The organism is Chroococcidiopsis cubana SAG 39.79 (genome assembly GCF_003991895.1).
In the GTDB taxonomy this organism is placed as follows: domain Bacteria; phylum Cyanobacteriota; class Cyanobacteriia; order Cyanobacteriales; family Chroococcidiopsidaceae; genus Chroococcidiopsis; species Chroococcidiopsis thermalis.
In genome coordinates, this window is record NZ_RSCK01000017.1 from 64,198 (window position 1) to 78,210 (window position 14,013).

Below are 14,013 nucleotides of genomic sequence, written 5' to 3' on the forward strand. Positions count from 1 at the left end.
CTTGAGTTGCTAATTTGAAAGAAGTGACCATTATTTCGTACCATTTTTGTCATTTGTCACTGGAAGCTAATAACTGATAACTGATAACTGAAATACGTAGTATTAACCGTGCAATGTAAAATAAAACGTACTACCTTCTCCATAAGTTGATTCCACCCAAATTTTCCCGCCATGACGCTCTACAATTTTCTTGGCAATGGTTAAACCAGCGCCTGTTCCACCTCCATACCGATTCGGTGCATGTAATCGCTTAAATATGCGAAAAATAGTCTCTAAATGCTTTTCTCTAATTCCAATACCGTTATCTCTAACATAGAAAACAAAGGAATTACTTTGGCTATCGTTAGAGCTATTTTCAGACTCTAAATAGCCGATTTCTACAGATTTATCTTCTTTGTTGTTGTATTTAATTGCATTGCTAATTAAATTGCTAAAAACTTCACTAACTTGGACGCGATCGCATTCAACAATTGGTAAAGTCTGAGAAATGCGAATATTAGCTCTCTCTTCTTTCAAACTAATATTTAGTACATCAACGACGTTACTAACCAATTCATTCAAATTCGTTTTCTGGAACGAAAGTTCTATCCTTCCTAACCGCGAGAAGTGAAGTAGAGATTCAATCAAATCCTCCATTCGCTGCGTCAAACGTACCAAAGTTTGCAGTTTAAATGCGCCGTCTTCATTCAGAATATCTGCATAATCTTCAAGCAGAAAGCTAGAGTAGTTATGAATTCCTCGTAACGGCTCTTTCAAATCGTGGGAAGCAATATATGCAAAGGCATCAAGCTCGCTATTAGTCCGTTCTAACTCACTATTAATTCGTGCTAATTCCGCTGCTTTACGCAGCACAATACCTACAATTGCACTTCTCAGTTCTACTGCTACATCAATTTCGCATTGTTGCCAAGGTAGAGATTTTAATTTTACTGTTTCTTGCCACAATTCAAAAGATTGACGCGGGGATAAGCGTAAACTTCCATCTTGTTGTGTCTCAACTGGTTTATGAGGATTACCACCCCAATTCACAGTTTGAATCACTTCAGGACGAAACCAAAGAATGTAATCATTTTGACTTTTGGAGATAGCCGTTGCTAACAAACCACTCGCACTATCTTTAAATTTTGTCGCTGGTTGATAAACTTTTGGCAGCGAGTCCGTGCAGTATACGTCATTATGAATTTGAGGTTCAAGCCATTGAATTAATTCTTGAATTTCTGTTTCACTGGGTGTTTTACCAACTAGCCATACCTGACTGTCTGCACAAATAGCAGCTCCCTCGCTAGCAGTCAACTCTAATAAATTGATTCGATTTTGGAGTAAACTCTCAACAAAATTTTCGTCTTGAGGAATAATTTCAACAAATTTTGATAAAATTGAATTGAGTTTAATCTTGTAGTCCATGCCTTCATTATCTTCTTTGGTAGCCAGTTCCAAAGACATGACTTGACCCAAAAACTCGCAAGCAGTACGGACTTCACAAGTGAGATAATTAGCTGCGGAATGATGGCAGGCAATCAATCCCCATAATTTTTTATTTTTCACCAAAGAAATAGACATAGAAGCGCCGACCCCCATATTTTTTAAATACTCAATATGGATCGGAGAAACGCTACGTAAAATACTAAGACTCAAATCCAAAGTCTTATTGTTATCTGAATCGGTAGAAATAATTTCTACAGGTTCGTAATTGACATCGGGAACGAGTCGGAGGAGATTCAAGGTATAAAGATGCTTGGCTTGCTTAGGAATATCGGAAGCAGGATAGTTTAAGCCAAGATAAGAAGTCAAATCTTCGCGTTTATCTTCCGCTATAACCGTGCCAGCACCTTCAGAATTAAAACGATAAACCATGACGCGATCAAAGTTCGTCAGTTTTCTGACTTCTTTCACAGCAATTTGGCACATCTCTGCTAAAGTATCTACCTTTTGCATCCGATCGATCGGGTTTTTGACTAAATGATAAAAATCAAAAAAGTCTCTACTTTTATTCGTTCTTCTTGATTCTATTTCTAGAACCAGTAAATTATCTATATTGCGATGAATAATTCCATCAAAAACTAGAGTTTTGTTTTGAGATTTTATGGCTATTTTTAAGGGATTTACACTATCAAGTTCCTGCGATAAACATTGTTTTATCGAATTAATATGCTTTAAATTAAGTAGATTATTTAATGGTTTATCTAGTAATTCTTGAGCTGAAACTTGAATAATATCGGAAACATTCTTACTAACTTGTACAACGATTAAGTCAGGTTCTTGTAGGACAAAAAGTACACCGTGAGGTTGGATAGATCCAGGAATATGAATTGGTTCGCGATCGCAATTCGTCAAATCAACCGTTTCGGCGATCGTCAACTCCTCCGACTGTGAAGCACTGGCGTTGTCTCGATCTAGCGATTGTAATGACCAATCCATACAATTCAACCTGATAGTTAGGCTGCTACAATCCCATACTATAGGATTATTTCTATAAGCATAGAGTAATAGCTCCGCTTATTGTATCATCCTCTATACAATGGTCATTTAGGATACAAAATTAAGATATTCTTAATTCTTTGAACTATAGATAAATCGTTATTGTTCTTGAAGATTGAACGCAATACATAGTCTGTTAGAGTGTGCGATCGATCCACCCTAACAAGAGTGCAATTTTAGTTCGGCAAAGCTACTAATTGAGATTCAATTGTAGTAGAATTGAGACTGCGACCGATAAAAACCAATCGAGTTTGCGGCATTTCTTCAGGTTGCCACAAGCGATCGTAAAATTGGTCAAATCGGGTTCCCACGCCTTGTAAAACCAGACGCATCGGTTTATTTGCAACAGCGACAAAACCTTTAATCCGATAAATATCTTGTTCTTTTGCTAATACTTGCAACTGGTTTTGTAAAGCATTAGGTTCAAATGTGCGATTTAACACAACATGGGTTGAAGTAATTTCTTCTTCGTGTTCGTGGTCTTCTTCCGTGTCGTGATGGCTAGGACGATTGGACAAATCATCTTCAGCCGCAGCTTGAAAACCCAACAAAATTGTAGGATCGATTTGACCGCGATCGCTTGTTACCATTTTTACCTGTCGCGGTAGTTCTTGTTGCACCAACTTTAAAACTTCGGCTTGCGTTGTTGCATCAATCAAGTCAGTTTTATTCAATACAACTAAATCTGCACAAGCCAACTGGTCTTCAAATAATTCCTGTAATGGGGTTTCGTGTTCTAAACTCTCATCTGCCTGTCTTTGTACCTCAATCGCCTGCGGATTGCTAGCAAACGTTCCGGCGGCAACAGCAGCACAATCTACCACCGTCACCACTGCATCCACCGTAGCAGCATTGCGGATCTCGTGCCAGCGAAAAGCTTTCACCAATGGTTTTGGTAAAGCTAACCCAGAAGTTTCGATCGCAATGCAATCTATACTATCTCGGCGTTTTAATAACTCCAGCATTGTCGGCAAGAATTCTTCTTGTACCGTACAGCACAGACAACCATTTGTTAATTCCACAATCTGAGGTAAGCTATCTTCACCTTTCGCCTCTTCTGGACAAACCTGGCAAGATTTCAGTAATTCCCCATCTATCCCCAACTCACCAAACTCATTGACTAAAATAGCAATGCGCCGTCCCTGATTATTTTGCAACAAATGACGGATGAGAGTCGTTTTGCCGCTGCCTAAGAAACCAGTAACGACTGTAACGGGAATTTTTGTAGCCATTGGATTCTAATTGAAATTAGCCTGCGATCGACAAACAGCATTGTCTCACAAGTATTGAGGGAGTGGGGAGCAGTTATCACTGACCAGTGACCAGTGAGCATTCTCAATTAGTATTCAGACCCGCCTCGAACTTAAGTCTGAGGCTAACAGCAAAAGTCTACTTCAGTAGACTAGAAATCAATCGTAGTCGGCTTTATCCGACTTGAGCTATAAGCCAGTGAATTAATTCACTGGCGGCGATTGCCACAGGTGACTACTTAACTTTTAACCCATCACCGAGGAAGTCAAGAACACTACCCCAATTGCACAGATTGCTAAACCAGATAATCTTAACCAAGCAGGACTAGAATTAGCAGATTTCTGCAATGCTAAATTTCCTACTAAAAAGGCAACTAAAGCAACACCATATTGGATTAGAGTAAAACCCAACAAGTAGGCAAATAGAGGAAACATTTGCGCCCCGATAATAGCTTCTCCGTAAGCGTAACCGTGAAACAATCCCGCGATCGCACCCAACCCCAATGTTATCAACCAATGAGGACGATCTCGCCACACCAGCATTGCCCCAAAGATGATAACAGAAACTGCGATCGCGACCTCAGCCGCAGGTAAATCGATTTGGAAGACGTGAATAACTGTCCCCAACATCGCCGCCACGACAAACCCAGCCGGAATTAAAGCACCGCGCCGCTGTCCGACTGCAAGTAATCCAATTGCCACAACAAAAGCGAAATGATCTAAGCCAATAACAGGGTGAGCCAGTCCTGACAAGAAACCTTCAAATAAATTTACTGGAGTCTTGCCACCAATCGCGTGATGGGCATAAGCTGGTTGAGGTAGGGCAAAAAATGCGATCGTCAAAGCGGTTGCAATTAACCCTAAGTAGCGCCAAAATAGTTGCAAAATTTGAGACATCAAAACTTTAGACATCATCCGTACCTCGCGAAGGATGTGAGTTAAACAATTTCTATCGGTGGGTATTCTGACTCATGCGGGAGTCGGGAATCGGGAGTCGGGAAATTCTGAGCAAAAATTACCAACTACCAATTACTAACTACCAACTACCAATTACAGTTGCGGGACAGCGCCGGACTTACACCGAACTTTCCCCATTACCTCTAGCAGCTGCTCCCTGCTAGAACCGATTTGACTGAGGGCTTCATCATACCATCAGATCGCATCCTGAGAGAGAGGCGAAACTGTTCTTAATTTTGCTCAACTAAAAAATTGGGTAGAAAGGCAAAATTATCTAGCTATGACCGAGCGTTGGAAAAAGCTACCAGAAATGGAGATACTATACTGTTGCTATCAGCATAAAACTTGCACTAAACAGCAATTAAATTGAAAGAAATGGAAGACTCTCAATTTATTATTTTTATCGTCTTTGGTTGTATCTGGGTTCTGATGGGAACTGCGGGTGTAATTGCACTGCTAAAATCTGACGGTCAAGAAATTCGTTTTGGTAAATGGGGATTGATAGTTGCTCTACCAATTATTATCCCCATCGTCATTGCACTTGCTTTTGGCGCGTTCTACTACAACTAGTTCCGGTTTACTGCAAAATCTCTTGTAATTGGTGCTGGTTCCACAAATTTTGATATAACCCTGGTTGTTGAACTAGTTCTTCATGCGTGCCAGATTGAACGATCGCACCCCGATCCATTACCAAAATCCGATCGGTAGTAGCCGCAGCTGATAGTTGATGAGAGATAAATATCACAGTTTTGCGATCGGTTCCTGTGGAAAGATTATCTAAAATCGCTGTTGCAGTCTGATTGTCAACGCTAGATAAGGCATCGTCTAAAATTAGTACCGGAGCATCTACAAGCAAAGCTCTAGCAAGCGCTGTACGCTGTCTTTGTCCACCGGAAAGGGTAATCCCTCGTTCGCCCACAATTGTTTCGTATTGCTGTGGAAAATTGAGAATTTCAGGATGAATTTGAGCTTGCTTGGCGCAGTATTCTACATCAGATTGTTCTGCGAGCGGATCGCCATATCGAATATTATTTTTAATTGTGGTACTGAAGAGAAAACTATCTTGTGGTACGTAGGCGATCGCGCGACGTAAATCTTTCAATGTAATTTGAGTAATATCTTGCCCATCTAAAAATAATTGTCCTGGGTCAATTTCTAAGAGATGAGGTAGAGCATTTGCTAAAGTTGATTTTCCCGAACCAATTGGTCCTACAATTGCGACTGTCTCCCCTGGCTGAATAGAAAAGCTGACATTTTGTAATGATGGTGTACCAGAACCAGCATATGTATAGCTCAAATTGCGTGCTGTTAACTTTCCTTTTATTTCTTCTTTTGCTAATGAAATCGCGTCGGGTTTATCGTAAATCTGAGGTTTGACTGCCAGAACAGATTCTACGCGATCGATACTGACTTCTCCTCTTTGATAAGCTGTAATGGTAAACCCAAGTAAAGCGGTGGGAAAAACGAGTCTTTCGACATAAAGTATGAGTGCTATAAAATCACCAACACTTAAACTGTTATTTGCAATTTTTCCCGCTCCAAACCACAATAATAAGAGCAGACTAACGTAAGAAAAACCTCCAACTAGGGGAAACAAAGTATTACGAGTTTTGGCGAGTTTTAAATTTGCCCCTAATAACCTAGAATTATTTTGCCGAAAAGCTAGGCGTTCGTTTGTTTCTTGAGCGTAGATTTTAATTAATGCCATCCCGCTCATATCTTCTTGAATTAATTCGCTAATGTCAGATAGTTCTTCTTGGACTTCTGCTTGTTCGTTACGGAGGCGATCGCTAAATAACTGTACCACCACCAACATCACTGGATAAATTGCTACAGCAGCAAGAGTCAGTTCGACATTAATTTGTAACATGAAAGGTAGCGTCAACGCATAAGCAAAGATCGTGTTGACAATACTCAGTACTGCAAAACCTACCAATCGCCGAATATTTTCGACATCACTTGTAGCGCGGTTGATCAAATCTCCCGCTGTATTTGTGTTGAAATAGGTAGGTTCCAGCTTCAAAAGATGTTGAAATAGCTTTTGTTTCAAGTCAAATTCGACTTGTCGTCCTGCACCAAACAGGGCAATCCGCGATACCATGCGGATTACCCACATGACAGAACTCAAAACAATTATCAATCCGACAAACTGTAAGACTTGGTCGAACCTAAATTCTCCCTGAAGGCGCTCGATAATGTCGCGAATTAATAGTGGAATGTATACTCCGACGGCGTTAACTACAAATAAAGCCACAACCCCTATGAGAACTTGTTTCCAGTGGGGACGCAGGTAATTGAGGAGTTTAGAAAAGCGAGAACGTTGAGCCATGACCGCCGCATGAAGGACTTTGCTGATTCTAGAATTATTGCAGTTATAGTTGTCTTCTGGCTGTTGGGGGAAGTTGGACTAAGCAAGCGGCTTCACAGTGTAAAATCCCTAGAAGCAATCTGTCAGCCAGTATAAAATCATAGTGGAACCTACTGAAGCCCAATATCTCATTCTGAACGCCCTGGAAACGCTAGAGCTACTACAAAGAAGGGTTTACGATCCAGAACAAGGCTTTTGGATAATTGAAACGCCTAATTCCGTGTTACCAATCGCTTTTTTGCTACCAAATGGTGAAATCGTTCCTATTACATGGTTTTTAGAGTCATGAAATCTACAGAAACAGAAAAACAGCAGTACGCACGAGTTAAAGAACTGCTGGACATATCTCATCAGCGTTATTTAGCAGCAGGAGGCGAACCAAAAGGCACTCATAGCGGTCTTCCTGGTGAAGATTTTCTCACGGCAACAGAAAGGGAAGAGTTAGTAAAATTAATGCGACTGCTAGCTGGTACTCGTGTAATTGCTGATGAAGTTCACTGTCAAGGACGGGTTTGGAAAGTACCTGTACTTGAAGCAAAAAATGAAAATCTGCCATGAATAATCAACAGATTGAGCGTTTTTCAGCACTAAGGCGATTTCGATCGCAACCGATATGGGACTTCCTGCCAGAATAGCTTAATTGCGATCGCGCCGCTAATCAACTGAATGCCACCAAATACAGCCAGCGATACTCCAAATCCAAACCGTAACAATTCTCCGAATATTAAGCTGCCAATACCAAATCCCGTAAACAAGACAAATACTTTCAGTCCCATTGTTTGACCTAAACTATTGCTATCTCCCAAGTCAGTCACGATACCCACAAATAAAGGTTGCGTCAGGTCGTACCCTAAAGATAAAACGAGAACCGCGATCGTCGTTCCAATCGGGGGAATCTCAAAAATCATTGCAATTCCCGCTAAGGCTGCCATAATTAATCCTGCTGGAACCAACCAACGCCGTCCCCAACGATCCACGGCTCGACCAATTAGAGAACTCAGCAGCAACCCAGGAATACCATAGCCGAGAATAGTCAGACCAATGCTCAATGCATCCATGTTGTAGCGTTGCGACAAGTACAACCCCAGCCAGGTATACACGCCAGAGTGGTAGATGCCGTTCCATAAAACATAGGCATAAGTCCGTTTGCCGCGAAAACTGCTTAAGATCTGGCTATAGCCTCTAAATATCTGGCGAATCGTCGGTAATTTTTCTACTTTAGCTGTATCGAATAAAGCGCCGTAAAGATGCAGCCGCCAAAGGACGAAAGCAGCGACAACAGCCGTTCCGATAAATAGCGATCGCCACCCAATAAACGGTTCGAGAATCGCGCCACCCGCAGAACCCGCTGCCATTCCCCCTTCCATAGCTGCGAAAACCAGCCCTAATTTGCTACCTCGCTGGTCGAATGGAAACAAATCGCCAATCAAAGCAAACGTGAGTGGAATTACTCCACTAGCTCCCAGTCCTGTCAGCAGTCGCCAAATTACCATTTGCGAAGCTGTTTGAGCTGTTGCAGTCAAAGCCGTGCAGATGACAAAAATGATGAGCGAGATGCGAATCACCGACCATCTGCCAAATCGATCTGACAGCACGCCGTAGAACAATGCCATCAGCGCGTAAGCCAGCATATAGGCTGGAACGATAATGCCAATTTCTTGAACTGGAACGTTAAAGACTTCCGCCAAACGCGGAATCAGGGGAGCGATCGTATATCCTTGCAGAAAAATTAGACCCGCCGCCAGCGAGAGTAAGGCAAATAGGCGGTTATGCTGCTTTAAACGAATCGTGCGATCGACTGCTTCAGCGTGAGGTAAATGCTCAAGATGTTCTTTGCGGTTTGACATGGGTTTTGAGTATTTCAACTCACTGCCCACTCTAAATGTCTAGATGCTAAAAACTTAGTATCTAGCTTGGAGAGCCAAAGCCAAAAATTGGCAGAGCAATGATTGTCACAAAAGTTAAAGTTTCATGACAATTATGTTACCATCACTTGCTTTTCTACCTTGAGAATTTCAGTCTTTAGGTATACCCTCAACGGTTCCACCACCAGCAATAACCTCTCCAATTGCAAACGCTTCGACATCTTGAGAGTCAAACCACCGCAGCGTCTCTTCTACAGCTTGGGGAGGAACGATCGCCACGTAGCCAATCCCCATATTAAAAGTATTGAACATCTCCTTCTGACTGACTCCACCAACTTTCGCCAGCCACTGAAATACTGGGGGAATTGTCCAACTGTTCGCATCCACGCGAATCGATTGTCCCTTATCCAAGCAACGGGGTAAATTTTCCGGTATTCCCCCACCCGTAATATGTGCCATTGCATGAATTTCGATCCCAGATGCGATCGCGCCCAATACGGGCTTGACATAAATCCGCGTTGGTGTTAAGAAAACTTCTCCCAAACTTTGACCGGAAAACTCTTCTGGGCGATCGCTCCAAGCATATCCCCCCACCTCAACAATTTTCCGCACCAAGCTGTAACCGTTACTGTGGACACCTTGACTGGCAAGCGCGATCGCCACATCGCCTATTTGTACCCTAGAACCATCGAGTAACTTGCTCTTGTCCACAATTCCAACACAAAAACCCGCCAGATCGTACTCTCCTACCTGATAAAAACCAGGCATTTCAGCGGTTTCACCTCCCAACAGCGCACACCCCGCCTTTTGACATCCCAAACTGATGCCGCTAACTACCTGTGTCAGTTGCTCCGAGTTGAGCTTTCCCGTTGCTAAATAATCCAAGAAAAACAGCGGTTCTGCCCCAGAAGTCAGTACATCATTCACGCACATCGCCACTAAATCAATTCCTACCGTGTCGTGACGGTTGAGCGCGTGAGAAAGTTTCAATTTTGTGCCGACTCCATCTGTCCCAGAGACTAAAACTGGCTCCGTGTAACCGCTAGGGAGTTGAAAATAACCTCCGAAACCTCCCAATCCCCCAATCACTTCTGGGCGATGGGTGCGATGCACGAGCTGGCGAATGCCTTCAACAAATGCTCTACCAGCTTCAACATTAACCCCTGCTGCTCGATAATCCATGCTGCCAGTTTCCTCAATGCGGCAGATAGCTCCGCTTCACGCATCAGCATTTTATCTTAATTTTGCTGCGCGACAGCATTAGCATTCTACGTGTTGCTTGAGGGCGATCGCCTGTTTAAATATCACTTTATAGCTAAAAAGTTAAGTTTTAAACCAATATTTATTTACTTTTACTCTTTTTTAAGTATATTAAGTAATATTAATTTTATTAAAAAATAATTTATTTGGTTAGAGAGACAGAAAAGCTGATTTTGCCTCTCTGTAAAGGTTTTATGCTTTGCTTTACAAAAACTTTTTATTAAAATTAACAATTTCCCCTTGACATTACCGATCCTCAATGCAAAAACTTCGTGGTAGTCTGTTGCAGTTGAAACTTCAACATAAAAGCGTAATGAGTACGAGTTAGTGGGTCAGTTTGAGACCATTCAGTGGTGTCCCCGCGTAACTCTTGCCGAAATCGAGGAGTGCAATTCACAACGGAAGCATGAAAAAGCAAATTTTATTAACAACCGTTGCTCTGCTTACTACTGCCGTAGGCGTACCCCTGTCATGTTATGCAGAATCGCTGAATGCAGATTCTTCAAGAGATAACAGACAGGAGATCTCCTCAGCAGTGCAGGCTCAACCGCAGAATGTTGAGAAAGTAGGCGAAACCCAGTCCAGAGGCGAATCTAAAGCTAAAGAAGCCACGGTCGCCAGAATCCAACCCCACGAAAGGGGCGATCGCCAAGCAGTGACGCTGTACGTGCGTAACATACCCGTACTGACGTTTTTAGGCGACAAACAAGCAGCAAAAACTACCAAAGTCGGACAAACCCAGAGTGCCGAAAATGCTGCTGACAAAACAACCCAAGTAGCAACAACAGGCAAGTTACCCAGCATCGAACCAACTTCAGCGAATAATGCCCCCATTTGGCAGGCAGCAGCAGTAGCAGCTAGACTCAACCAAATAAGTGCAGATGGTGTCGATGCCAGCAAAATTACAGTCAAATGGAAAGACACTGGCAAATCTAATGCTCAAAAAGCATCAGAACGCTATGAGATTGCCATCGACGGCAGAAAACTAGTAGCAGTTGATGCGGATACCAGACTACCAGAGCAGAATAAGAAAAAACTATCAGACGAGGCATTACAAGCCACTAACCGCTTGCGGCGACTCTTAGGGAATGCTCCGCCCCTCAAAGAAGTGGCAGGAATGCCAGAACCCAAGCGATCGCAGCCACAAAATATTGCTTTCGCACCAGTGCGTGCCGTCCTGAATGGAGTTGCCTCTTGGTACGGTCCTGGTTTCCACGGCAATCGCACGGCTAACGGCGAAACTTACAACCAAAATGCCCTTACTGCTGCCCACAAAAGCTTACCCTTCGGGACGCGGGTACGAGTCACCCACACGGGAACGGGTCGCTCAATTGTAGTCCGCATCAACGATCGCGGTCCCTACATTGGCGGTCGCATTATCGACCTCTCCGCCGCCGCCGCCCGCGTCCTCGGCATGGCTGGTTCGGGTGTTGCCCCCGTGCGAGTTGAAATCTTGGGAAGATAGGAGCGAGGAGGAGCCAGCGCGCTGGCTCCTTCTCACCCCACACCCCTCTTCCGATCTGCTCTACAATAGAGTCGGGTTGAGACTAAAACAGAGGGGGTATTGGTGCGTCTGTTTGCAACAGTTGCAGCATTACGCTGTTACTTAAGCGTGTTGAAAGCAGAAGCTAAGCGAAATCTAGCCGCTTCAGCTGAGATTACCGTCGGTTTAGTTCCGACGATGGGTGCTTTACACGCCGGACATTTAAGCTTGATGCAACGGGCGCGGCAGGAAAATGACATTGTGGCGGTCAGCATTTTTGTCAACCCGCTGCAATTCGGTCCCACAGAAGATTATCAACAATACCCGCGTCAGCTAGAAAGCGATCGCCAACTCTGCGAGCAAGCAGGCGTTGACATTATCTTTGCTCCCACTGCCGAGGATCTGGGGATTGGGGAGAGAGTAAAGGGAGACAAGGGAGAGGGGGGAGACAAGGGAGACAAGGGAGACAAGGGAGTAATTACCACTTACCAACTACCAACTACCAACTACCAACTCACCCAAATTATTCCACCCCCAGAAATGACCTCAGTATTGTGCGGTGAATCGCGTCCAGGGCATTTTCAGGGTGTGGCGACGATCGTGACTAAATTGTTAAATATTGTCCAGCCGAGCCGAGCGTATTTTGGTCAGAAAGACGGACAGCAGTTAGCCATTATTCGGCGGTTAGTGCGAGATTTAAGTTTACCAGTCGAGATTGTCGGCTGTCCTACAGTGCGGGAAGCATCGGGGTTGGCAATGAGTTCTCGCAATCAGTATTTAACCCCAGAACAAAGAGAACGAGCATCATATATATATCGCGGTTTGCAGCACGCTCAAGCAGCTTTTATTGCTGGAAAGCGCGATCGCCAAACTTTATTAACAACTGTAGAGCAAGTACTTGCGCTGGCTAAGGGAGTGGCAGTAGAGTATCTGGAGTTAGTACATCCTGATACGTTACGACCAGTGAACAGAGTAGAGGAAGCAGGCACGATCGCGGTTGCCGCACGAGTAGGAACGACGCGGTTAATCGACAATATAATTTTGCGCGATCGCCAGCCGATTGTCGCCATTGATGGTCCGGCAGGAGTCGGCAAATCAACTGTATCGCGGTCGGTAGCGCGGGAGTTGGGGTTAGTCTACCTCGATACGGGAGCTATGTACCGCGCCTTAACGTGGTTGGTTTTAGAGTCGGGAATTTCAGTTACGGATCGGTGTGCGATCGCGGAATTAGCAAATCGGTGCGAAATTCAACTGGCTGCTAGCCTAGATGCAGCGCAACCCGTAAGAGTTTGGATTAACAATCGCGAAGTGACTTCAGCGATTCGCAGTTTGGAAGTAACGGCAAATGTATCTGCGATCGCGGCAATTCCAGAAGTGCGGCACGTTTTAGTCAAGCAACAGCAGCAGTGGGGACAAAAAGGCGGCTTGGTGGCGGAAGGACGAGACATCGGCACGCAGGTTTTTCCCGATGCCGACCTGAAAATTTTCTTGACGGCTTCCGTGCAAGAAAGAGCTAAACGGCGGCAGCAAGACTTTTTAGCTCAGGGACAGCCACAGGTGAGCTTGGAACAACTAGAACGGGATATTGCCGCGCGAGATTGGCAGGATAGCAATCGCGAGGTTGCGCCATTAAAAAAAGCTGCTGGGGCAGTTGAGATTATTACTGATGGCAAGAGTATTACTCAAGTCATTGCAGAAATTGTCTCGCAGTACGACCAAGTTTTTGCGAGAACCGATCAACGCGGCTGAAATTCCACTACATCTCGCCTAATCGTTACGTCATAATCTTCAAAGAAGTTCTGTCCCAATAGTGGATCTCCTTCAGTAATCGAAACTTTTGGTTCGCGAACTATAGCCTTGCCGACACTCATTGAAGCTACCTGTCCAATGGGGAATTCTACTATATCGCCATTGGCAATTTGTGCTTTGTGCGTACCAATTGGAACGACTCCTAACGCTTGTGCCATCTCCGTCGTGATTGTGGTTTGAGAAGCCCCAGTATCCTAAAAGCATCTCAAATTTTTGCTGACCGTTAAAAGTTACGTCAATAACTGGTATTCCACTTTCACGACGCTTGATTTTTGCTTGAAATTCGCTAGCGTGAGCCGAATTTTTTTTTGGTAGACCGCAAACAGTAGATAAGTCAATTGTCTGTCCGGCAGAGTCAAGCATAAAACATCCATCTGCTTCTTGAGCGATCGCGGTTGTCTGAAATAGAGCTATTCCAGCAAGGGGAAGAAACAGCCTCAGTAATTGTTTCATATATGGTCAAATAGAAATTTTAGATAAAGCTGACAATAAATTTGTCATTGGTCATTTGGTAAAGATGAAGCACAAATGACTGGGTAGCAG

At 43.8% G+C, this 14,013-nt stretch carries 12 protein-coding genes and 1 riboswitch; of the genes, 5 read left to right on the forward strand and 7 right to left on the reverse strand.

Features of this window, described 5'->3' with window-relative positions:
• Window positions 1–102: 102 nt before the first annotated feature.
• From DSM107010_RS13255 to DSM107010_RS13265, 3 genes are all read right to left on the reverse strand, one after another.
• Window positions 103–2,418, reverse strand: a complete 2,316-nt coding sequence (locus DSM107010_RS13255) for an ATP-binding protein (RefSeq protein ID WP_127023126.1) — start codon at window positions 2,416–2,418, stop codon at window positions 103–105.
• A 236-nt stretch (window positions 2,419–2,654) separates the two neighbouring features.
• The gene (cobW, locus tag DSM107010_RS13260) at window positions 2,655–3,710 is read right to left on the reverse strand and encodes a cobalamin biosynthesis protein CobW (RefSeq protein WP_106166512.1); all 1,056 of its coding nucleotides are present in this window, start codon (window positions 3,708–3,710) and stop codon (window positions 2,655–2,657) included.
• A 264-nt stretch (window positions 3,711–3,974) separates the two neighbouring features.
• On the reverse strand, window positions 3,975–4,643 hold the full coding sequence (locus tag DSM107010_RS13265; protein WP_241994206.1) for a HupE/UreJ family protein: 669 nt from the start codon (window positions 4,641–4,643) through the stop codon (window positions 3,975–3,977).
• 22 nt (window positions 4,644–4,665) lie between these two features.
• A riboswitch (cobalamin riboswitch) is annotated at window positions 4,666–4,871 on the reverse strand.
• 189 nt (window positions 4,872–5,060) lie between these two features.
• Between DSM107010_RS13265 and DSM107010_RS13270 the strand changes: the two genes are divergently transcribed.
• Window positions 5,061–5,255, forward strand: a complete 195-nt coding sequence (locus DSM107010_RS13270) for a hypothetical protein (protein ID WP_106166514.1) — start codon at window positions 5,061–5,063, stop codon at window positions 5,253–5,255.
• A 7-nt stretch (window positions 5,256–5,262) separates the two neighbouring features.
• On the opposite strand, the gene DSM107010_RS13275 is transcribed toward DSM107010_RS13270, so the two are convergent.
• On the reverse strand, window positions 5,263–7,014 hold the full coding sequence (locus DSM107010_RS13275; protein ID WP_106166515.1) for an ABC transporter ATP-binding protein: 1,752 nt from the start codon (window positions 7,012–7,014) through the stop codon (window positions 5,263–5,265).
• Window positions 7,015–7,156: 142 nt separating this feature from the next.
• Here DSM107010_RS13275 and DSM107010_RS13280 point away from each other — a divergent pair, with 142 nt between their 5' ends.
• Together DSM107010_RS13280 and DSM107010_RS13285 are read left to right on the forward strand one after the other, a co-directional pair.
• The gene (locus DSM107010_RS13280) at window positions 7,157–7,342 is read left to right on the forward strand and encodes a hypothetical protein (RefSeq protein WP_015157418.1); all 186 of its coding nucleotides are present in this window, start codon (window positions 7,157–7,159) and stop codon (window positions 7,340–7,342) included.
• Window positions 7,339–7,611 (forward strand): hypothetical protein, encoded by a 273-nt coding sequence (locus DSM107010_RS13285; protein ID WP_015157417.1) that lies wholly within the window; start codon window positions 7,339–7,341, stop codon window positions 7,609–7,611. The genes DSM107010_RS13280 and DSM107010_RS13285 overlap by 4 nt, the downstream gene beginning before the upstream one ends.
• A 29-nt stretch (window positions 7,612–7,640) precedes the next feature.
• Here DSM107010_RS13285 and DSM107010_RS13290 read toward each other — a convergent pair whose 3' ends face one another.
• Together DSM107010_RS13290 and purM are read right to left on the reverse strand one after the other, a co-directional pair.
• Entirely contained in the window at window positions 7,641–8,900 is a 1,260-nt protein-coding gene (locus DSM107010_RS13290) for an MFS transporter (protein ID WP_106166516.1), read from the reverse strand.
• A gap of 168 nt (window positions 8,901–9,068) precedes the next feature.
• The gene (purM, locus tag DSM107010_RS13295) at window positions 9,069–10,100 is read right to left on the reverse strand and encodes a phosphoribosylformylglycinamidine cyclo-ligase (RefSeq protein WP_106166517.1); all 1,032 of its coding nucleotides are present in this window, start codon (window positions 10,098–10,100) and stop codon (window positions 9,069–9,071) included.
• A 484-nt stretch (window positions 10,101–10,584) separates the two neighbouring features.
• Between purM and DSM107010_RS13300 the strand changes: the two genes are divergently transcribed.
• Window positions 10,585–11,643: a septal ring lytic transglycosylase RlpA family protein gene (locus tag DSM107010_RS13300; protein ID WP_106166518.1), complete on the forward strand. Its 1,059-nt coding sequence runs from the start codon at window positions 10,585–10,587 to the stop codon at window positions 11,641–11,643.
• Between the two features lie 102 nt (window positions 11,644–11,745).
• Window positions 11,746–13,410: a bifunctional pantoate--beta-alanine ligase/(d)CMP kinase gene (locus DSM107010_RS13305; protein ID WP_106166519.1), complete on the forward strand. Its 1,665-nt coding sequence runs from the start codon at window positions 11,746–11,748 to the stop codon at window positions 13,408–13,410.
• Here the strand turns inward: DSM107010_RS13305 and DSM107010_RS42930 are convergent.
• Window positions 13,398–13,628 (reverse strand): pepsin/retropepsin-like aspartic protease family protein, encoded by a 231-nt coding sequence (locus DSM107010_RS42930; protein ID WP_106166520.1) that lies wholly within the window; start codon window positions 13,626–13,628, stop codon window positions 13,398–13,400. The genes DSM107010_RS13305 and DSM107010_RS42930 overlap by 13 nt on opposite strands.
• Window positions 13,629–14,013: the final 385 nt, after the last annotated feature.